The organism is Anaerolactibacter massiliensis (assembly GCF_900290205.1).
GTDB lineage: Bacteria > Bacillota_I > Bacilli_A > Erysipelotrichales > Erysipelotrichaceae > Bulleidia > Bulleidia intestinalis.
The window spans coordinates 456,516-476,693 of sequence record NZ_OLMH01000002.1 but is presented as its reverse complement, the minus strand read 5'-3'; the positions used below and the strand labels follow the sequence as shown (position 1 = coordinate 476,693).

General features: G+C 45.0%; 19 protein-coding genes. 5 read left to right on the top strand and 14 right to left on the bottom strand.

Translation table 11 applies throughout. The features are described from left to right. Positions 1 to 18 precede the first annotated feature (18 nt). Positions 19 to 903, top strand: a complete 885-nt coding sequence (locus C7E00_RS05850; RefSeq protein WP_204378576.1) for a helix-turn-helix domain-containing protein — start codon at positions 19 to 21, stop codon at positions 901 to 903. Here the strand turns inward: C7E00_RS05850 and rfbC are convergent, their stop codons facing one another. From rfbC to C7E00_RS05790, 12 genes are all read right to left on the bottom strand, one after another. Beyond that, the gene (gene rfbC, locus C7E00_RS05845) at positions 904 to 1,470 is read right to left on the bottom strand and encodes a dTDP-4-dehydrorhamnose 3,5-epimerase (protein WP_105303399.1); all 567 of its coding nucleotides are present in this window, start codon (positions 1,468 to 1,470) and stop codon (positions 904 to 906) included. It lies immediately after the preceding gene. Then, entirely contained in the window at positions 1,470 to 2,549 is a 1,080-nt protein-coding gene (rfbB, locus tag C7E00_RS05840) for a dTDP-glucose 4,6-dehydratase (protein WP_105303398.1), read from the bottom strand. Before rfbB ends, rfbC begins: the two co-directional genes overlap by 1 nt. Beyond that, on the bottom strand, positions 2,550 to 3,476 hold the full coding sequence (rfbD, locus tag C7E00_RS05835; RefSeq protein ID WP_105303397.1) for a dTDP-4-dehydrorhamnose reductase: 927 nt from the start codon (positions 3,474 to 3,476) through the stop codon (positions 2,550 to 2,552). Continuing rightward, entirely contained in the window at positions 3,473 to 4,369 is an 897-nt protein-coding gene (gene rfbA, locus C7E00_RS05830; protein WP_105304881.1) for a glucose-1-phosphate thymidylyltransferase RfbA, read from the bottom strand. The genes rfbD and rfbA overlap by 4 nt, the downstream gene beginning before the upstream one ends. An 80-nt stretch (positions 4,370 to 4,449) precedes the next feature. Next, on the bottom strand, positions 4,450 to 5,859 hold the full coding sequence (locus tag C7E00_RS05825) for an O-antigen polymerase (RefSeq protein ID WP_105303396.1): 1,410 nt from the start codon (positions 5,857 to 5,859) through the stop codon (positions 4,450 to 4,452). 52 nt (positions 5,860 to 5,911) lie between these two features. Then, positions 5,912 to 7,336 carry a lipopolysaccharide biosynthesis protein gene (locus C7E00_RS05820; protein ID WP_105303395.1) on the bottom strand — a complete coding sequence of 475 codons (1,425 nt, stop codon included), beginning with the start codon at positions 7,334 to 7,336 and terminating at the stop codon, positions 5,912 to 5,914. Next, positions 7,326 to 8,198, bottom strand: a complete 873-nt coding sequence (locus C7E00_RS05815; RefSeq protein ID WP_105303394.1) for a glycosyltransferase family 2 protein — start codon at positions 8,196 to 8,198, stop codon at positions 7,326 to 7,328. The genes C7E00_RS05820 and C7E00_RS05815 overlap by 11 nt, the downstream gene beginning before the upstream one ends. Further along, positions 8,195 to 8,917 (bottom strand): glycosyltransferase family 2 protein, encoded by a 723-nt coding sequence (locus tag C7E00_RS05810; RefSeq protein ID WP_204378575.1) that lies wholly within the window; start codon positions 8,915 to 8,917, stop codon positions 8,195 to 8,197. Before C7E00_RS05810 ends, C7E00_RS05815 begins: the two co-directional genes overlap by 4 nt. Beyond that, positions 8,910 to 9,761 carry a glycosyltransferase family 2 protein gene (locus C7E00_RS05805; RefSeq protein ID WP_105303393.1) on the bottom strand — a complete coding sequence of 284 codons (852 nt, stop codon included), beginning with the start codon at positions 9,759 to 9,761 and terminating at the stop codon, positions 8,910 to 8,912. Before C7E00_RS05805 ends, C7E00_RS05810 begins: the two co-directional genes overlap by 8 nt. A gap of 6 nt (positions 9,762 to 9,767) precedes the next feature. Then, entirely contained in the window at positions 9,768 to 11,858 is a 2,091-nt protein-coding gene (locus C7E00_RS05800; RefSeq protein ID WP_167836483.1) for a sugar transferase, read from the bottom strand. 584 nt (positions 11,859 to 12,442) lie between these two features. Beyond that, a complete protein-coding gene (locus tag C7E00_RS05795; protein ID WP_204378574.1) occupies positions 12,443 to 13,639 on the bottom strand; it encodes a MerR family transcriptional regulator in 1,197 nt (398 codons plus the stop codon). Further along, complete coding sequence (locus tag C7E00_RS05790; RefSeq protein WP_105303391.1) at positions 13,636 to 14,214, bottom strand: DNA-directed RNA polymerase subunit alpha C-terminal domain-containing protein; 579 nt, start codon at positions 14,212 to 14,214, stop codon at positions 13,636 to 13,638. The genes C7E00_RS05795 and C7E00_RS05790 overlap by 4 nt, the downstream gene beginning before the upstream one ends. A 276-nt stretch (positions 14,215 to 14,490) precedes the next feature. Between C7E00_RS05790 and C7E00_RS05785 the strand changes: the two genes are divergently transcribed. Next, positions 14,491 to 17,241 (top strand): TOTE conflict system archaeo-eukaryotic primase domain-containing protein, encoded by a 2,751-nt coding sequence (locus C7E00_RS05785; protein WP_105303390.1) that lies wholly within the window; start codon positions 14,491 to 14,493, stop codon positions 17,239 to 17,241. Positions 17,242 to 17,393: 152 nt separating this feature from the next. Here the strand turns inward: C7E00_RS05785 and C7E00_RS05780 are convergent, their stop codons facing one another. Both C7E00_RS05780 and C7E00_RS05775 read right to left on the bottom strand, forming a co-directional pair. Next, positions 17,394 to 17,912 (bottom strand): hypothetical protein, encoded by a 519-nt coding sequence (locus tag C7E00_RS05780; RefSeq protein ID WP_105303389.1) that lies wholly within the window; start codon positions 17,910 to 17,912, stop codon positions 17,394 to 17,396. Continuing rightward, positions 17,909 to 18,451, bottom strand: coding sequence for a metal ABC transporter permease (locus C7E00_RS05775; protein ID WP_105303388.1), 543 nt, complete (start codon positions 18,449 to 18,451; stop codon positions 17,909 to 17,911). Before C7E00_RS05775 ends, C7E00_RS05780 begins: the two co-directional genes overlap by 4 nt. Between C7E00_RS05775 and C7E00_RS05770 the strand changes: the two genes are divergently transcribed. The 3 genes from C7E00_RS05770 to C7E00_RS05760 all read left to right on the top strand — a co-directional run bounded on the left by C7E00_RS05770 (position 18,447) and on the right by C7E00_RS05760 (position 20,016). Then, complete coding sequence (locus C7E00_RS05770) at positions 18,447 to 19,331, top strand: IS110 family RNA-guided transposase (protein ID WP_105303387.1); 885 nt, start codon at positions 18,447 to 18,449, stop codon at positions 19,329 to 19,331. The genes C7E00_RS05775 and C7E00_RS05770 overlap by 5 nt on opposite strands. 77 nt (positions 19,332 to 19,408) lie before the next feature. Then, positions 19,409 to 19,684, top strand: a complete 276-nt coding sequence (locus C7E00_RS05765; protein WP_105303386.1) for a type II toxin-antitoxin system Phd/YefM family antitoxin — start codon at positions 19,409 to 19,411, stop codon at positions 19,682 to 19,684. Between the two features lie 2 nt (positions 19,685 to 19,686). Beyond that, complete coding sequence (locus C7E00_RS05760; RefSeq protein ID WP_154504606.1) at positions 19,687 to 20,016, top strand: type II toxin-antitoxin system RelE/ParE family toxin; 330 nt, start codon at positions 19,687 to 19,689, stop codon at positions 20,014 to 20,016. The last annotated feature ends 162 nt before the right edge of the window (positions 20,017 to 20,178 follow it).

Genomic DNA, 20,178 nt, shown 5'->3' with positions numbered 1-20,178 from the left:
GTATTTGCAGACTATTTTTTGTATTATATTGACTTTATGAACAAGCAGGACTCTCTGTTCCATGGCGATCTGGTTTCGAGCAGAAGATGCATTTATACTGCATCCTCTTTTGCCAGTGACAGCCTCCTCTATCTTCAGGAAACCGGAACCCTGACTGCAACAAAAGAACACATTTCAAAAAGAGACCATCTGAACTCTTATCTGTTTTTCTATGTCCGTCACGGTTCCGGTATCCTGCACTATGAAGGAACGGATTATCCTCTTTCCGAAGGAGATGCAGTCTTCATCGACTGCAGAAATGGATACTGGCAGAAGACCAGCAAAGATCTCTGGTCTCTTTCCTGGGTTCATTTCAATGGATCCAGCATGCCTGCCATTTATCGGAAATATCAGGAACGCGGCGGGAAACCTGCGTTCCATATTCATGAAGATCAGATGATTCTTTCCCTTCTGGAACAGATCTATGAGACTGCGGAAAGAAGAGATTATATCAGAGACATGTATCTGAATGAACTGATTGCAAAGCTTCTGACCGTATTGATGAAAGAAAGCTGGGATCCGGAAAAAAGCAGAAGGAAGAACACCGACAATCGCCTGGAACAGATCCGGGAATACCTGGATATTCATTATGCAGAAAAGGTCCGTCTGGAAGACCTTGCTCAGATCTTCTTCATCAACAAATACTATCTGACCCGGGTATTCAAGGCACAATACGGAGTTTCCATAGATCAGTACCTGATGCAGAAGCGGATCACCTATGTAAAAGAACAATTGCGATTCACAGACAAAACGCTTGAGGTAATAGCCGGAGAATGCGGGCTGAATGATGCAGCTTATCTTTCCAGAGTATTCCGGAAATTTGAAAAAATAAATCCAGGCGCTTATCGAAGCACCTGGAGATAATCAGTATTTTCCAAAGTATTCAAACTTCTGGTCCCTGAAGGATTCATGCAGCTTGTCTTTTGCACTGGTCTTGTAAGGAACATCAAGCTTCGGCCACTCTACATGGATGGTCGGGTCATCCCATGGAATGCCGCCCTCACTGCTCGGGTCATAGATATCCGTGCACTTGTAAACAAATTCAGCCATGTCGCTTAATACCAGGAAGCCATGCGCAAAGCCCTCCGGGATGTAAAACATATTCTTGAGACGCTCATCCAGGGTGACCCCGGTCCACTGACCAAACGTTGCACTGTTCGGACGGCAGTCTACAGCTACATCAAACACCTGTCCTCGAGTAACACGGACCAGCTTTCCCTGAGTATGATTCTTCTGGAAGTGAAGGCCTCTCAGCACGCCTTTGGAAGAAGAGCTTTCATTATCCTGAACGAATGGCCTGGTGATGCCTGCTTCTTCGAAGAGATCCTGCTGGTAGGTTTCCATGAAATAACCGCGCTCGTCGCCATGCACATTCGGGTAGATGACAACGACTCCGGGAATCTTTGTCTCTTCAAACCGGAACTGTTCCATCAGTCTAACTCCTTCTTAGCACTGTACATGGTCTCATAGTACTTCTGATAGTTTCCGGAAGTGATATGATCCATCCATTCTTCATGATTCAGATACCAGTCAATCGTTAATACGATTCCCTTCTCAAACGGGGTCTCCGGATACCAGCCAAGATCATTCCTGATCTTGGTCGGATCGATGCCGTAGCGGCGATCATGGCCTAAGCGATCAGTCACATGATGAATGAGGCTTTCATTGATTCCATCATCCTGCAGACGGTCATGGAGCTGGGCAATAATCGTCTTCACGATAAAGATATTCGGTCTTTCATTATGGCCGCCGACATTATATACTTCGCCGATCTTTCCATTGGAGGCAACCATATCAATGGCCTTGCAGTGATCAGCAACATACAGCCAGTCTCTGATCTGCATTCCATCTCCGTAAACCGGCAGTTCCTTATGATGCTTCACATTGTTGATCATCAACGGAATCAGCTTCTCAGGGAACTGATACGGGCCATAGTTATTGGAACATCTGGTGATATTGACCGGCATTCCGTACGTATCATGGAATGCTTTGACAAACAGATCAGCACTTGCCTTGGAAGCAGAATACGGAGAATGCGGGTTCAATGGAGTCGTCTCCATGAAGTATCCTTCTGCGCCTAATGCTCCATATACTTCATCGGTAGATACCTGCAGATACTTCTTTCCTTCTTTCCAGGTTCTGCTTTCTGCATCATACCAGGCATCCTTGCACCGCTGAAGAAGATTGACGGTACCCATGACATTTGTCTGCACAAAGATTTCCGGGTTCGCAATGGAACGGTCTACATGGGACTCTGCAGCGAAATTGATGACATAGTCCGGATCATATTTCTTCAGAAGATCTGCAACCAGTTCCTTATCGCAGATATCTCCCTGCACGAAGATATGACGAGAATCATTCTCAATCTCCTTCAGATTCTCCAGGTTCCCTGCATAAGTCAGCTTATCCAGGTTGATGATCCTGATGTCCTGATACTTCTGGAGCATGTAATAGACAAAGTTCGTGCCGATGAATCCGGCGCATCCGGTTACCAGATAGGTTGCAGTCATTCAGTGTTCCTCCTTCATTCCGTTCTCGCCATTCCAGTTTCTGAAATATTCCTCGAGTGCTGTTCTCCAGTCGCGCATCTCATTGCCGATCGTGCATCTTAACATCCGATTATCTAATGCAGACCAGGCAGGCCGATCTGCCGACTGCGGGTGTTTCTGCTTGTAACCCTCGGTAGAAATCGGAGCAACAGTTGCTTCAATTCCCGCATCTTTCACAATCTCTGAGGCAAAATCATACCAGGAACAGATTCCTTCTCCGGTGCAGTGATACAGTCCATATTCTTCGGTGTCTGCAAGCTGCAGCAGCTCATGGGCCAGATCAGCCGCATTGGTAGGATTACCGCACTGATCATTCACCACTTCAAGTGCACCTGTCTTCTTTGCTGCAGTTACGATCGTCTTCACAAAGTTCTTCCCATAGTAGGAATACAGCCAGGCAGTACGGACAATGAAGTATCTGCTAGAGAAGTCTCTGACAAGCTCTTCGCCGGCAAGCTTCGTAGAGCCATAGGCAGAAATCGGATTCGGGCGATCTGATTCATCTCTGGGGACCTGTCCATTGTCTTTTCCATCAAAGACATAGTCGGTTGAAACATGAACCAGCTTCGCGCCGCATTCTTCTGCAGCAAGAGCCAGGTTTCTTGGGCCTAATGCATTTGCCTGAAAGGCAGTATCATGATTGGTCTCACAGCCATCCACATTCGTAAATGCTGCACAATTGATGATGATATCCGGATTCACATTCCGGACATACTCTTTTACTTCCGAAAGCTTGCTGAGATCCAGTGTGTCCAGGTCAATCGGAACTATCTCCGCATGTTTCAGAGACTCCGGAATTGATCCGATCTCGCTGTATCCAAGTCTTAACTGCTTCTGGATTTCCGTTCCAAGCTGCCCTCTGCAGCCGGTAATCAGTACTCGTGTCATTTCTGCTTATAAACCATCCTATCTTCTGCCACATTGCGTAAATGCTGCCCATATGGAGACTTTCCATAGGCTTCTGCAGCCTGCAGAAGTTCTTCCTTCGTAATCCAGTCAAACTTATAGGCAATTTCTTCCGGAGCGGAAATCACGATCCCCTGCCTTGCCTCAACCATATGAATGAACTCAGCAGCCTCTAACAATGACTCCATTGTTCCGGTATCAAGCCACGCAAACCCTCTGCCGAGAATCTGCACATCCAGCTTCTTCTCTTCCAGATACATCGAGTTCAGGGCTGTAATCTCAAGCTCTCCACGCGCCGAAGGAACCACCTTCTCTGCCATTGCAGAGACTCCTTTCGGATAGAAATACAATCCTGTCACCGCATAATTCGATTTCGGTTCTGCAGGCTTTTCCTCAATGCTCAGCGCATGCCCGTCTTCATCAAACTCTACAACTCCGAATCGTTCCGGATCGGCCACATAATAGCCGAAAACAGTTGCTCTGTGATTCTCTTCTGCATCTCTGACCGCTTCTCTCAGGGTTGCCGCAAACCCTCTGCCATAGAAGATATTGTCACCGAGCACCATCGCACAGGCATCCTCACCGATGAACTCTCTGCCGATCAGAAACGCCTGAGCCAGTCCCTCTGGTTTCGGCTGAACCGCATAAGTCAGATGAATTCCATAAGAAGAGCCATCCCCCAGCAGTTCCTCAAACCTCGGCGTATCACTTGGCGTCGAAATAATCAGAATATCTCTGATCCCCGCCAGCATCAGCGTGCTCAATGGATAATAGATCATCGGCTTGTCATAAACCGGTAGCAGCTGCTTGGAAGTAACTCTCGTCAATGGATAAAGCCTTGTGCCAGCACCGCCGGCAAGAACGATACCTTTCATATACTGATTTTCCTCCGCAAGCATATTAAAAGATGACGTTACGTCATCTTCAAGCACAATTTCGATTTCTGAGCAAAGAATTAGCCTTTGTTCATTTTTTCTTCAGCTCTCTCTGCTGATTGATTCGGGATTTTCAGAATGAGTCTCTCTGCAATCATTAAGGAAATCATATAAAACCATATGTCAACTGAACTGAATCCATTGTAGAAAAATGAAAAAATCAGACAATACCGGATCAAAGTCCGCAAGATCAGAGTGCTTGGATTCATGCGTCGTTTTCGCTCACAAGCGGAGCAGAAATAGCCAATCGCAAACAGATAAATCAGCACTCCGACAAATCCGAAATCCTGATACGGCTCCATGAGCAGAGAAAATGTGGTATAAGTCGGAGTGATCAGGTGCAGTTCTTCGGCAGGATCATGATTGACTGAAGGAATCACGAACTTCAAGCCGGTTAGAGCAAACAGCGGAAAGAAGACTTTTTCTCCATACGTGTGCTGCGTGATTTCCCCTACGTTCAGATTGAAGTTGTCATAGTCACAGGCGACATACATGTATGCAACCATTGCCTTCTGCTGCAGGCGCGGCATTTCATCGATGTTCAGTACGGAATTCAGATAGTCCTGTGATTGATTTCTGTAATTTCCAATCACCACCCAGCCAGCCGCAGAACCCGAAAGAACAATTGCGGCAGTCAGCAGCTCGATCATAAGGTGCTTCTTTTTTCCGCGAGGATGATTTCCCGAAAAAGCCAGAATCAGATATGTGGATCCGCTGAATACTAACACACTGAATGCAAGCTGCCTGGAAACGGTAAGAAGAGGGACAAGCAGGGAGTAGAGCGAAGAAATCGAAAAAAGAACGATTTCTTCTGATGAAAACTTTCCATAATAATGGTGATAGATCAGAATCAATGGAATTAGCAGACTTGATCCTTTCACCAGATATTGAATTCCTGAAATTCCAAAGTCATGGTATGCACTCATATACTCTGAAAAAAGAGGAAGTCCGCCGCGTACGAATGTAGTAAAGACTAACGCTCCTGAGGATAACACGAAAGCAGCTGCGATTAAGCAGAAAAACCTTTTTCGATCAGGAATCTGTTTCTGAGGATCAGGATCTGATCTTCCATGTTTCAAAGTGAAGACTGCCTCTGCTTCTGCACCAGCCAGAAAACAGAGATAAGCCATGGAAAAAAGCACCCATGTCTCCAGTTTCCAGTCAGTCTGATTGGCATGGAGCTGGAGCGCCGAGAGCCCCAGCGTGAAATTCCAGACAAAACCGAATAATCCATAAATATTGAGAAAAAAATCATAATACTGGTAAAAAGACAGAAACAGAAAACCGGAGAGTACAAAAAGGCCAGCACTGCCGATCATGTGATTGATATAGTACAAGATGATGATTCCAGCATATGCAGCTGCCGAGATGATCAGCTGTCTTCCAAGGAATCTTGATTCCTCTGTTTTTCCTTCATTCATGCGTTTCATGATTCTTACCTGCAGCACCCTTTCCTTTAGGATAATATCTTTTGAATCATCATCACGATGATTGATCTGTTTTTTCCCTGATTCTGCTAACCAGCCGACTCAGATAAGCTTTCATATCATAGAATTCTTTCTTTTCCAGCCAGACAATCAGGATCAGAATGCCTGCTGCATATCCGGCAAATGTTGCCGCAGAGGTCTGTCTCAGACCGCAGAGAAAATACAGGAGACAAGACAGAGTCAGAAAAATATAAGTGTTTCTGCCAAGCGGGATCTCTCGGTAATCTTTCAGGGAAAGCAGCAGCCAGAAAATTCCAGACAGGAACGTTCCCCAGGCAAATCCCTCTTTAGACCTGGTCAGAAACCAGAACAGCACATTTGCCAAAAAACCGAAGATCAGAACTGCAATCAATCTGCTGAAATAACGTGATTGCTTCTTCTGAGCTTTATAGACATTCACATAAACACACCTGACCGGAATCGTAAACAGCTGAGCGCCGATCAGGATCACCAGAACCTGTTCTGATGCCCGATAAGCCGGAAGATAATAGTCCAGGATAAATCTGATCGGGAAAACAACTGCGAGGATCATTGCTGAGAACACAATGATTTTCCTTGCGCTCTCCCGAATCTCGTCATCTGTCTGGTGATTGCAGAAATAATTATAAAGAGTCGTGGACAGAGGAGTGACTGCAACTGTAACCATGCCTTCAAGCGTAACTGCAAAACTATACTGGGCAAATGCGGAATTATCCATCAGGGCTTTCACAAACCAGCGATCCATTCCAGTCATGAAAATAAAAGCAAAATTACCAAGCATCAGATAGAATCCTGAAGCGATATTCGATCCGAATAATTTCCAATCAAAATACCCAGGTTTTCCGATCTGATTCTCTTTTCGTTCAATGACTTTGCGGTAGCCCCTGTTCAATGCAAGCCAGATCAGAATATAAGCAGAGGTATAAAGGGCAATATAGCATATTCCGCTGTCGGTTACTCCTGAAAGGAGAAGAACACAGTTGACAATGAAAATTGCCGCTACAGAAACATTCAGGATCCGGGAATAGTCTTTGAACCTACCGATTGCCTGATAAAACGACTTATAATACTCCATCATATTCCAGGGCAGAATCGTAAGAGAAAATGCAGTCAGAATCAGATCTTTCTGAATCAGAGGTACAATCACGAAAGCCGCAGCCACAGCTGTCTGGAAAACAATCATGGTAATCCTGGAAAGCTCAATTTCTCTCTGATCCAGATCTTCAAGCTTTTTTCCTCCATAGCGGAGGTACATACCATCAGCATATCCGAGATGCAGAAATCCTACATAGTTCAGATACAGCTCATAGGTCTTGATCTGAGCATATGCATCTATGCTCAGATATTTTGGAAGAAGCAAGCTCGTCAGTACCTTGAAAATCATATTGATGACATTGGCACTGAATACTGAAAAAATACCTTTCTTCAGATTAGTTTCCATAGTGATCCTTTAAATTTCGTTTTCTCTGGCGAACCATTTCTTTTCCATCATGTAGCCCCCGGAACATGGCGCTCAGTTTTATTCTTCTATCCTGTTCGAACAGAATCGTCTTTATAAACAGAAAGATGCATTTATTCCGTTCATAAGTGTAATTCACCACGTCCCTGTGAAGATTCATATAGTAGATATGATTTCTGACCATATAATACTTTCTCTCTGCAGAGTGATTCAATGCAGTGACTTCTCTGCCGAACAGGCGATGATTTTCACCATGTCCGATTTCATGCAGAATGAATGCACGATTCACACGGTACAGAGTGAATCCATGCTCCACAAGCTTTGCACAGAAATCATAATCTACAAAGTCAATGAACAGAGGTTCATAAAAACCTCCGACTGCTTTCCATGCTGAAACACGATTGAAGGAAGCAGAAGTAATGCAGTCTTTTACTTGCTCATATTCTCCATGGATCTCCTGCTCGCGCTCAAAGTTCCGATCTCTGGTCACAGGACATAGCACAGCAATCCGATCATCGTTCAGATCTTCAAGAGCCTTAAGATAACGGGAAACCAGGTCAGAGGGACACACACTGTCCTGGTCCAATGTAATAACCCATTCTGCATGATATGCTTCTGCAGATTCGAAGATCCTGTTCAATGCATAAGCAACTCCGAAATTCTGCGACCCTTCGATCAGAACAGCTTTTTCTTCTGAACGGATCATTTCTCTGACTTCTGCAGAATTCCTGCTGCCGTTATCGAAGCAGATTACTGCGTCCACCTGAGGTGCTATTGCTCGGAGATTTTCTTTCAGACGCACCAGGTCTGGATTGAATAAAGTGATACCTGCTAAGATCTTCATATCTTTTTCTTTTCAAGGATTCGTTTATGGTACTCCTTGATAAAAACAGTCCGATTTCTAATCATTTCAGAACAAGAAGAGTGCCTGAGTCCGGTCACATTGCCTTCGTGTCTGCGGTAATGCAGCAGAATTCTATCACAGAAGCAGCTATGACCATAGTAATCACTGAGAATCCCGATCCATTGATCATGCATATGAATATCATCTGGAAATGGAAGAACATAAGGAAGTAATTCCTTCCGGAATGCCATGCAGCAGCCGATATAGCTGTTCTTTAGGATATTCCTTGCAATTCCGGGTCCGGAATTGCGATAAGTGAAGTAAGAAGGAATCAGAACCTTTCCGCAGCTGTCAATCACATCCGCATTGTGAACCACACAGGTACATCTGCTTTCTGCAAAGCATTCCTTTACAGTCTCTGCTTTGTCCTTAGTCCAGAGATCGTCCTGGTCAGAGAGAAAGATCAGATCTCCCGAAGACATCCGGATGGCATTTTCAAAATTTCTGACCACTCCTTGCCGCGGCCCTCTTGCAACTTTGATCTGCGGATACTTTGCTGAATAACGATCAAGAACATCCAAAGTCCCATCCGTAGAGCCGTCATCCGAAATAATCAGTTCATCCTCTTCTAACAGATTTGCCAGAATCGTTTCAATCTGCTCCTGGATATATTCCTTTCCGTTATAAGAAGCCATGCAGACAGAAATCTTTTCACCCATGTCTCTGCCCAGCTTTCATGCCAAGATATCGTGCAGCCATGTTCGGCACAAAATTCAGAATCGCTTTCATGTTTCTTTCTTCCAATGACCTTTTCAGAATATATTCAGCCAGGCTTGCACCTGCTCTGGTGGTTTTTGATTTCTGCAGATCAGGTTCCATTGCAAAAAATTTCCCGGTCAGATAATAGCGATCATAGAGCTGTTTCAATGTGAAAGAATGGGAATGCTCCACCACCGAATCTGCACAGTAGCCGATCCTGTACCCTTCTGCAATCAGCTTATAGGCAAAGTAGGTATCTTCATTCGAGGGAAAATTCTTCTGATCATATCCATTCAGTTTCACGAATACTCTTCGGTCAACTGCAGAGCTTGCGTCTGAAAAAAAATAGGTATAGGTTCCCATTTTTTCCAGATCGCTTCTGCTCTTGATCATCGAATGATCCGGATAATTGAACTCTCGTGTGTACCGTTCAATAGAATGATTGGTGGATATCTGCCGACTGAATGAGGCACTGCATTTGTTCTCGATAATTGGTTTTACAAGTTCATGCAGCCAGTCAGATCTCTGAATCCGGATATCCTGTGTAATGAATACGATAATATCTGCCGTACACAAAAAAGCCTCCTTCTCCCTGGTCAGACTATGAGAAAACTCTTCTTTCGAAATGGTGCGATATACGCACTTCTCTTTGGTATTCAGTTTTTCCTGAATCCCGTCGCCGGTTTCAGTCACGACATAGTGCACCTCATGAAGGTCTGCCTTTTCCTGTCTCAGCAAAGCGTCATGCAGACCATCCAGATACTTAGCCCCATTGAAGAGCGGGCAGATAATATCAATATTCATAGAACCTCATTTTGCCCCCTTCCTCTGCAAGACGGAACTGAATGTCTTGAATAAGATCCTGATATCAAGCCAGAGGCTCTGATGATCAATATAATACATCTCCATGGCTTGCCTTTCCCCTGTTTCATAACCAGCCTCATTTCTTGCATATGCTTGCCAGTAACCAGTTAATCCGGGCTTTGCGCTTAGAAGCTTTGCGATCTCTTTGCCGTAAATTTTCGTTTCTTCTTCCACGATCGGCCTCGGCCCAACAATAGAAAGAGACCCACCCAGAATGTTGAAGAGCTGAGGAAGTTCATCCAGACTCGTCTTGCGAATGAAATTTCCTATTTTTGTAACTCTCGGATCATTGTCAATCTTGAATTCCGTGCGGTACTGCTCAAGCTGCTCAGGGGTCAGAAGCTTTTCCAGATCTCCAGCATCGGTACGCATCGACCTGAACTTGTAGATCCGTATTCTCTTTCCATTCTTCCCGATTCTCCGATGAGAATAAATCGGCATTCCCCCATCATTCAGGATGACGGCAGCCGCAAGGAAAAGAAGCAGCGGAGAAAGAATGATGATTCCAGCAGAAGACAGGACAATATCAAACACTCTTTTGACAATCTGATAAGCAATGTATCGTGCCCCTCGAACAGGAGCATAGGCAGAATGCTCATATTCCAGAGGCTTTCTGGAATTAAATTCTTCTTTGGCAAAAGCTGATTCTTCTGCCCAGAAATAGCGATTCTGCTTTCGCTGAGACTGAAATATAAGATACCGAAAACTGGTATTGAGCAGGACTGAAATCTCTTTTCCAAGATTCCAGTGTTCCAGATATTCTTTCTCATTTCCAATTATTACTGCATGTGATTTCTCATAGCTCCAGTATCCTGTAACCCCCGGAGTGATCGTCATCAGATTCTTTTCTTCCGGACTCAGATTGAGGAAAGCTGGCAGGCTCTGACATTCCGGTCCGACAAACGCCATTTCGCCTGAAACTACATTCAGAAGCATCGGAAGCCCATCCAGGTGAGTGCGTTCCAGAAACTTTCCGATTAATGTAAAGGGTGAAAGACCTTCTTCCATCCGCTGTTCCGCATCAATCCGATAAAGCCGATACCTCAGCTGATAAAATCTCCGATTGTTTTTCCCAACTCTTGCCCGTGTCACAAATAATCTTCCCGGAGACTCAATTTCAGTAAAAACCCAGACGATCAAGGTCACAATCAGAAAAAAAGGAAGCAGGAGGATCGAAGCAATCAGATTTAGAATCCTTCTGAACACAGCTTTTCTCTTCGGCATCGGCACAAACACGCGGTAAGCCACAACAGGACATTCTCCCAGAACATCCAGCTGACGAAAATTAGAACTGAATCCATATTCTGCAATCTTGACATATACCGCTTTCCCTTGTTTATGGAAAGCTGACATCATCTTCTGAATCTGAAAATAATTCTCCGGTTTCTGAACAAGCAGAACTGAGGAAAAATCTTCCGGGAGTTTCTTCATGAAGTCTGTGCCCGAAGAAGCAACCTTGACTCCGAAGATTTCTTTCTCCTTAATGTCTCGGTCAGTAATTACGATGCCGAAGATCGAATATCGCCAATCATTGGAATCGTTCAGTTCCCGGATTGTTTCTTCGGCATCAGAATAGCTGGATATGACCAGAAGCTGTTCCATCTCCCTTGTTTTCTTCATTGCAGGGACCAGGTATTTCTTCGCAGTGCTGCGAAGAAAAAAGGCAATCACGAACAGCAAAGTCCCGAATAGCAATTCAAAGAATCTGGAATAGTATTCTCCGACTTTTGCAAAGTTGATGTAGATGAGCACAAAGAGGAATACTGCTGCTGACATCTTGAAAGTCTGAAAAGCCTCTTCTGCAATTGACCGGCTCAGAAAGGATTTTTCATTATAAAGAAAAAAAATATTGTACAGAATATAGGAAAGAAAAGCCGTAATCAGGAATACTGCATATTCTCCCTGGAACATCCGGGGATGAATTCCAGGATCAAACATCCTGAACCGGATCCAAAAAGAGAAAAAGAAGCTGAGGAAAATAGAAACCGCATCAATGATATTCAGGATATATAACGTATATCGTTTTAAGTTAGACATCTGAACTACTCTCCAAGAACAATCATGAATTCCGCAAGCAAGGATCATTCTGCCCTCTGTTCATGAGCTTGCATTCAAGAATATACCATAGCTCGCCAGGAACCGCACGCAATTACCCGCAGGAGATCAGCAGCAGCCTTGATCGAAAACAAAGGAGCGTGGTATTGCTTTCAGAATTGCATCCGGAAAAAACCCGTTCCCGGCGGAAAGCAAAGGATTCATTATTCTGATCTTCAATAAGAAGGGATAATTGGAGAAAAGGTTCAGAATCACCCATGAATTGCCTGCTGATCCCCTGCCAGGTAAGTTAGACATCTGAACTACTCTCCAGGAACAATCATGAATTCCGCAAGCAAGGATCATTCTGCCCTCTGTTCATGAGCTTGCATTCAAGAATATACCATAGCTCGCCAGGAACCGCACGCAATTACCCGCAGGAGATCAGCAGCAGCCTTGATCGAGAACAAAGGAGCGTGGTATTGCTTTCAGCATTGCATCCGGAAAAAACCCGTTCCCGGCGGAAAGCAAAGGATTCATTATTCTGATCTTCAATAAGAAGGGATAATTGGAGAAAAGGTTCAGAATCACCCATGAATTGCCTGCTGATCCCCTGCCAGGAATACTCCTGCATCCTTGGTGATGTGGAATCCATCTGTGACTTTCTTCTCAACATACTCATGGAATTCCTTATAGTGGTCCAGAAGCAGTCTGTTCTGATTGCCATGACAGCTGAGAATATAGGAAATCAGAGGATCTGCTTCAGATATCTCAATGGAATCTTCATATCTTCTGGAAATTACAGAATCGAAGTATGGCTTAAGAATTATTCCTCCATTCTCAAGCCCGAACTGATCATAGAGATTTTCAGCCGCAAGACGGATCTCCGGGTTGAATTCCTGAACCAGTTCCGTGATTTCCTTCATATGCTTAGCCCCATACGTGCTTGCTGCAAGGGTTCCCTCCGGCTTCAGGACTCTTCTGATCTCTTTCAGTGTCTGATCAAGTTCATTGCTGTAGAACAATACGTGATTTGCAATCACGAGATCAAATGACTGATCAGGATACGGGATATGGTCCATCTCAATCGTCTGAAACGAGAAACGCCGATCCTCTGACAGTTTGTGCTGACCTTCCCTGACCATGCCTTCTGAAGAATCAGAAAGCAGAATCGAAATCTCTGAAGGAATTTGACTGAGGTTTTCCAGCCATAATGCTCCGTTTCCGCAGCCCAGTTCCAGTACATGCATTCCAGGTTTCAGGGGCATCTGACGGAAAAGCCATGGAAACCACCCTTCCGGGTTCACAGAGAAATCACGATGAAGAGCAATTCTGGCATTGATATTTGTTGCATTCTGATACTGGGTCCGAAGTTCTGTCTCCATATCGGTCAGATGAATCAGATTCAGCATCTGTTCCCAGTCGATTTCATGTTTCTGTTCCAATGCTGCTGAGGTCTGATCTACCGCAAGAATCATGGACTGCAGCTCTTCCTGCCGCTCCTGAAGCAGACGTTTCTGAATCTTCAGCGATTCATTCAGAAAATGAGGATCTGCCGAAGCCAAGGTCATTTCACGGATCTCTTCCAGAGAAAATCCAAGATACTTGAACAGCAGAATCTGCTGAAGCTTTGCAAAGTCCTGATCAGAATATAATCTTGCCCCTGCTTCCGTATGCATGGAAGGCTTCAGAAGATTCATCTTGTCATAGTAGCGGATCGTCCTCAGCGTCACATGGGCTTTCTCTGCAAACTCACCGGAAGAATACATTCCTTTTCTGTTCACGATGCGTCACCATCCTTCACCATTGCGGCTTCTGCTTTGGCAAGAACCTCTTTTCTTCCTTGTTCTCCTAAGAGCCTGATTGCGGACAGTCTTCCTTCCTGTTCTGATTTCAGAATGTCTTTTACCGTAAAAAGTTCTGCAGCTTTCAGAAGATTATAGGATCTGACCGTCAAGTTCAGCTGTTCCAGAGTGATCTTTTCTGCTCGAGGATCATCAACGATTCCGGCAATTGCCGCCTTCTGCTTTTCCAGAACAATCTGCAGCCCGCTCTGAATCAGATCCATGTTTTCAGGTCTGGAAAGATTCTTGAGCAGGCGATGGAGCGCCGTCCTGACTCTGGCTTCCGAAATATCTTCGGACACTGCAATTGCTCTGCAGGACTGCCCCTCGAGATATCTTTTTCTGAGAAACCTCTGCAGTCTGGCACTCAGAGAAAAGACTGCCTGTTCCAGACCATTTCTCTGATCTTCTGTCATTGCATAGCATGCCGGGTCAAACGGTATTCCTGCCTGCTCATAGACATCAATCAGAAGATTCAGAGGATATTCATTCAGATAAGTATTTTCTGAAGTCATTTCATCATTCTCTTTCGAAACTATGATACCAGATTCTTCTGATGAGACTGTGTCCTCCTGCAGTGCAGACGGCTGAGCCTCCTTAGACCTCTGCCTATTATCTGCGGATCAGATAGGCCTTTGCGCCAACGATTCTCCTTGTTTCTGCTCATCCGTACAAAGATGGAACCCTGGATTTTCATGTTCTTCCATGATGCAGGTTCATGCTGCCTGCAGTCTTCCGCCATCGGATAGTTCACACGCTATAATGAGTTCAGATCGACTTTGAGGCTGCTTATGGATGATCAGAACCAGGAACTGGAACAATTGCGGAACGAAAACAAAGAGCTGAAAGAGATTCTTTCAGAGCACGGTCTTCTTCCGCAGAAATACCTCCCGGTTCTGAAGAAAGAAGATAAGATCAGAATCTACCTGGATTACTTTGCCGGAAGAACTGATATTTTTGCATATCGCTACTACAGCAGAAAACGTGATCAGTATGGCTGGAATCCGGTATGCCGCAACAATATGACAGCTGTCTGTCCTCATGCGTCCGGCAGCGGACAGACCTGTCTGAAGTGCCCTCATCGCTCCTTCCGCGGTCTGCAGAAAGAAGACCTTGAAAACTACTTCACCGGAAAGGCGTTTCCAAAGGGGATCGGTTTATATCCGCTGATGGATCATTCTCTCTGCCAGATCCTGGCAATCGATTTTGACGAGGACGACTGGTTCCATGCCATGCGCGGTGTCTATGAGACCGCCTTATCCTATGGTTTCTATCCCGTCATGGAGCGATCAAATTCCGGAGCAGGCGGACATCTCTGGTTCTTCTTTGCGGTTCCTGTCCGCGCTCTTCTTGCCCGGAGAATGGGAGAAGGACTGCTCAGAGAATCCATGAAACATAACCGGAATCTTTCCTTCAGTTCCTTTGATCGCCTGTTCCCGAATCAGGATTACCTGCCGGAAAACGGTGTCGGCAATCTGATTGCCCTGCCCCTGAATGGTTCTCACTTATCCGATGGGAAAACATTCTTTCTGTCTGAAGAAGGCACTCAGATTCCGCACCCGTTCGATTACCTTCGCACGCGGAAGAAAATCACTGCCGAAGAGCTTGCTGCCTTTCTGAATACACAGAATTCTGAAACCTACTTCTTTGACCAGGACCAGTTAGCGATGCGTCTGGAAACCGGGATGAAGTTCAGTTCTGAAATCAAGGGAACAAGAGGAGCCATGCTTCGATTTGAAAAACGATTTCTGAATGCAGCAACCTTGCTTCAGCTGAGGAGCTTATCAAGCATGTGGAATTCGAAGTTCTTTGAAGCGCAGAAAAACCACCGCTCTGTCTACGGAATTGTCCGAGTTCGTTCTTTCTGCGACGAAGACGAAAAGTACATCTCACTGCCACGAGGAGCAGAAGAAAAACTGGTTTCCATCTTCCCTGAAAGCCGGATCACCATCAGCGATCAGACAACGACCGGAGAACCCATTGAGGTTTCTTTCCTCGGCAAGCTGAGAAAGAACCAGGAACAAGCTGCTCCAATGCTCCTGAAACATGAGCTAGGCATTCTGAATGCCACTACCGGCTTCGGCAAAACAGTGCTTGGAATCTGGATTATTGCGCAGTTGAAAGTCTCAACGCTGATCCTCGTTCCGAGAATTTCAATTCTGAATCAATGGATCAATCAGATCCACACCTTTCTGGACTACCCCGACAAAGAAAAGAAGCAAAATCCGTATGTCAGGAAGCTGAAAGGCGGCTCCAAGAACCCGGGATTCCATATCGATGTTGCCAGCATGGATACGGTTTCCGGTTTTGACCACCTGGAAGAATTCATGAGTCATTACGGTCTTCTGATCATAGATGAAGTTCATCGTGCCGGGTCTGAAACATGTCTGAAAATTCTGCGCAATACCCCTTGCAGATACATCTATGGGTTTACTGCTACCCCGAAGCGGGAAGACGGACTCGAGAAAGCCATTTTCATGTTCTGTGGACCGATCCGGTTCCAGGAATCCATTGCTGAAGCAAGGCGGTCTTATACCTTCAGGCAAGTACTGATCCCGCGGTATACTGCCGCTGAAATTCTCGGTTCGAAGATTACCCCCAGCAGCCTTCTGAAGGAGCTCTCAGAAGACCAGGCAAGAAACTTCCTGATCTTCCAGGATATCCATAAGGAATACAATGAGAACCAGAAAATTCTCGTATTCTCAGAACGAATTGAACATCTGAACGTCCTGTTCAGAATGCTGGAAGACGCAGATATCTATACAGAGCTGGTGACTGGGGCTATGAACAAGACCGAGCGGAATGCAGCAATCGAACGATTGAAAAAACATGATCCCGAACAAGGCTTCGTACTGCTGAGCACAAGTTCCCTGCTTGGCGAAGGTTTCGATCTTCCGATTCTTTCCTGTCTGTTTCTTACTCTGCCGATCTCCGGAGAAAGCAGAATCATTCAGTATACCGGCCGCATTCATCGGAACTATGAAGGAAAAGACCTGGTCAAGGTGTATGACTATGTGGATTCCCGTATTCCGATGGCAATGGCCATGTATGGAAAACGATTGAAGCAGTACCAGAAAGAAGGATATGGAGTTCAGGAACAGGAAGCACAGGAAGAGATATCCGTTGATCGCTACTACTATGCAGGAAGTTCCTGGCATGAGCCGTGGAATCAGGACCTCACCCACGCCCGAAAAGAAGTTCTCTTCTTCCTTACCGATCCTGATCTCAATACCATTCAGAACGAATATCAGAATCTGAATAAACTCGTTCATAGGGGAATAAACCTGTATTTTGTGCTGAATACAGAAATTCAGAATTCTTCTGTCTCAGAATACTTATCCAATCTTGGCGAGGTGCTGAAAGCACCCCACCAGCAGAACTTCGTTCTGGTGGACCGATCTATTGTCTGGAATTCAAGCCATGATTTCTTAAGCCCCGATCAAAGTACCAGATACTGCACCAGAGAGAATAATCCGGAACATGCAGAAGAACTGCGGCATATTCCGGAGCTGAAGCAGAAAGAGCCTATGATTCTTTTCTGAAGAATCCTTCGGGCAGCATCTTTTCATCCTGAACTCAGAGAAAAGATTGACTTCCTCTTGCCGTCCGTTAAGCATATATTTCTAATGAGAAGCAGAAATGCCTGGTTTCCCAGCCACGTTCTTTCTGCTGTCGAAGCTATGATCTGTTCCGCTCATTCTGTTCCTGCAGATCCGATTGCAGGACTCGCATCCCACCCGAACAGCGGGACCATATCTGCCTTCAGAAGTACCGGATAGATATAGTTTCCATCCGTAGAATAATCAAATTCTCCCTGGATAACAATCTGTTCTCCTTCGGCCGGATAATCATCCGGATAGACATGTGTTCCCTCCCATTCAAACAGGATACCCTGAACACAGCACTGGGCTGCGTCCGGAATCAGACATACCGGTGCTTGCTCTCCTCTGGAATTTCTTCCTTCTGTAAGATATCCGCAGATTCTGATGGTCTTATGCCGGTAATCCTCCGGGCTCAGCATCATGCTGTAAACTTCAGAATAAACAATTGTACTGCTCTGCCCAACCAGATCGAGATCAATGCCATCATCAGGTTCTTCTGATTCAGAGATGGGTTCCACCTCCTGAGAAATCTGCGTTTTCAAAGGAGTGCATCCATGCATGCATTCAAATAAGAGACCAGCGATCAGAGCAGTCAGAAGCTTCCGGATCATGGTCTCATTCTTCCGCCGATCAGGACCATCAGAAAGATCATGAGATCTGTCGCAACAATCATCGACCCTACCGGCGTCCCGGCCAGAATTGCAATCAGAATTCCGGCAGCAGTACCAAATGCACCGATGACTGCCGAGAAGATCGAAACCCCTCTGAAATCAGAAAATATCTGCATAGCAGTGACAGCCGGGAAAATCACTAATGCTGAGATCAAGAGAGAACCGACCAGCTCCATTGCCAGAACAACCGTCACTGCAATGATCCCGGCTAGAAAAGTATTCAGAGCAGAAATCCTAGTGCCAGTTGCTTCAGCAAATTCTTCATCAAAGGAAATCCGGAAAATCTCCCGGTAATACACCAGATAAATCACCATCACGACAGCCGAAAATAGAGCACAGATCATCACCTCCCCGGAAGTCAGTGTAAGAATTGAAGTGGATCCGAACAAGGTCGAACACACATCTCCGCTGAGATTGCCCGATACCAGGAAAAGATTCATGATCAGATAGCCAAGCGCCAGCGAAGGAACAGAGATCATTGTCGGATATGAAGCTGGCTGCCTTAGGTTTAAACTGAAGCGCGATCTTGAAAGTAATGGTCTGACCACAAAGATCCTTGCCCCTGCTTCTATTACCGGAACAGAAATCAACATGCGCTGCAGGAAGAAGACTGACAAGCGGGATGCCGAAGCGATTGCCAGGTCACTGAAGAATCATGAATACAGTGAAGTCTATACCCCTGATGAAGAAGATGAATCAGTACGTGATTTCATCCGTATGCAGCAGGATCACAAGAAGCAGCTCAAAGTGATCAAACAGCAGATCTGTGCCTTTACTACCAGGCACGGATATAAATTTACGGATGGTAAGAATTACTGGACAAAGAAGCACATGAAATGGCTTAAGGAGCTTCCTCTGGAGGGAATTAACAAGGAAACGCTGAATTCTTACCTGCTGTCATATGAAACAGTTTCTGATCGCATTGAACAGATGAACAAGCGCTTTGAAGAAATCGCTGAATCGGATAAATACCGGGAAGCAGTTCACAAGCTTATCTGCTTTAAGTCAGTGAAAGTGCTGACTGCACTGGCTGTGATTGTAGAAATCGGAGATTTCACCAGATTCGTTAAAGCAAAGAACTTTGCAGCGTTTTTGGGCCTGGTTGCAGGAGAACTCAGCAGCAGCGGGGATCAGAACCAAACGGGAATAACAAAGCAGGGAAACACTTTTTTGAGAAAACTCCTTGTGGAATGCGCACAATCTTTCTCAAGGGCATCATCTGGAAAAAGTGAAGGATATAACACAGTTGTAATACGCAGAAACCCCTTTTGTTATCATCGAATTGCCCATTGGGCAATTCCGAAGCACCGGATTTTGTATTGCAAAACTCCTTATCCTGCTACGTTAAGAATGCCCTGATTTCTACCCTTTTTCTATCAGGAAGACTTGTAAGAATAGTCATAAAACGATAGAATTTGACTATAAGGAGGCTGCCTATGATTTTTTCTGAATCTATCAGGCCATCTGCGGACTTGAGAAATCATTACAGTGAAGTGTCAAAGGAATGCCGGGAGGATGGCAAAGCCGTCATTATTACAGTAAACGGAAGAGGCGATACAGTCAGTCTTGGCTATGAAGATTATCAGCTTATGAAAGCCAGGCTTGAGCTTCTGGAAATGCTTGGTGAAGCCGAAGAAGATGTTCGTGAAGGAAGAACTGCACCTTTGAAAGAATCCTTTGATTCTCTTCGGAAGGAACTAAAAGGTGAATAATCATGTATCAGCTGACAAGAACTGATACATTTGATGAGCAGCTGAGAGAAATCATCCTTAGGATTGCTGACAATTTCGGAACGGCAAACGCTTTGGAAATATTGGACTCGATTGAAGAATCCCTCAACAATCTTTCAGCTTTTCCCCGCATGGGTGCTGATCCAAAGTATCCAGTATTAAAACGGCAGGGATATAAAGTTCTTGTTCTGAAAAAGAATCTTGTGTTTTATAAGGTGAATGATGAAGAGCAAACTGTGATCATCGATGCAATTGTCGATTCATGCCGTGATTATGTCCGCATTGTTCTTGGGACAAACGGCTATAAGAATTAAATGTTCACTGCAAGCTTTCGGATGATTCCGATGGCTTTTTTTCTATGGCGTGGCCAGGATTTTTTTCGTGTCATAAGCTGATATCTGATCTTATCGTAAAGCATGAGATTTTTTCCTGTATCAAACCAGCTTCTTTCTCATCTTCTTAATAAAATAGTGAGT

Excerpts from the sequence above, each read along its gene's own strand:
- C7E00_RS05760 (WP_154504606.1), top strand. The coding sequence starts at position 19,687 with ATGTATCAGCTGACAAGAACTGATACATTTGATGAGCAGCTGAGAGAA.
- C7E00_RS05810 (WP_204378575.1), bottom strand. The coding sequence starts at position 8,917 with ATGGGTGAAAAGATTTCTGTCTGCATGGCTTCTTATAACGGAAAGGAA.
- C7E00_RS05815 (WP_105303394.1), bottom strand. The coding sequence starts at position 8,198 with ATGAAGATCTTAGCAGGTATCACTTTATTCAATCCAGACCTGGTGCGT.
- C7E00_RS05820 (WP_105303395.1), bottom strand. The coding sequence starts at position 7,336 with ATGGAAACTAATCTGAAGAAAGGTATTTTTTCAGTATTCAGTGCCAAT.
- C7E00_RS05780 (WP_105303389.1), bottom strand. The coding sequence starts at position 17,912 with ATGATCCGGAAGCTTCTGACTGCTCTGATCGCTGGTCTCTTATTTGAA.
- rfbD (WP_105303397.1), bottom strand. The coding sequence starts at position 3,476 with ATGACACGAGTACTGATTACCGGCTGCAGAGGGCAGCTTGGAACGGAA.
- C7E00_RS05765 (WP_105303386.1), top strand. The coding sequence starts at position 19,409 with ATGATTTTTTCTGAATCTATCAGGCCATCTGCGGACTTGAGAAATCAT.
- C7E00_RS05800 (WP_167836483.1), bottom strand. The coding sequence starts at position 11,858 with ATGTCTAACTTAAAACGATATACGTTATATATCCTGAATATCATTGAT.
- C7E00_RS05805 (WP_105303393.1), bottom strand. The coding sequence starts at position 9,761 with ATGAATATTGATATTATCTGCCCGCTCTTCAATGGGGCTAAGTATCTG.
- rfbA (WP_105304881.1), bottom strand. The coding sequence starts at position 4,369 with ATGAAAGGTATCGTTCTTGCCGGCGGTGCTGGCACAAGGCTTTATCCA.
- C7E00_RS05825 (WP_105303396.1), bottom strand. The coding sequence starts at position 5,859 with ATGAAACGCATGAATGAAGGAAAAACAGAGGAATCAAGATTCCTTGGA.
- rfbB (WP_105303398.1), bottom strand. The coding sequence starts at position 2,549 with ATGACTGCAACCTATCTGGTAACCGGATGCGCCGGATTCATCGGCACG.
- rfbC (WP_105303399.1), bottom strand. The coding sequence starts at position 1,470 with ATGGAACAGTTCCGGTTTGAAGAGACAAAGATTCCCGGAGTCGTTGTC.
- C7E00_RS05790 (WP_105303391.1), bottom strand. The coding sequence starts at position 14,214 with ATGACTTCAGAAAATACTTATCTGAATGAATATCCTCTGAATCTTCTG.
- C7E00_RS05785 (WP_105303390.1), top strand. The coding sequence starts at position 14,491 with ATGGATGATCAGAACCAGGAACTGGAACAATTGCGGAACGAAAACAAA.
- C7E00_RS05775 (WP_105303388.1), bottom strand. The coding sequence starts at position 18,451 with ATGATCTCTGTTCCTTCGCTGGCGCTTGGCTATCTGATCATGAATCTT.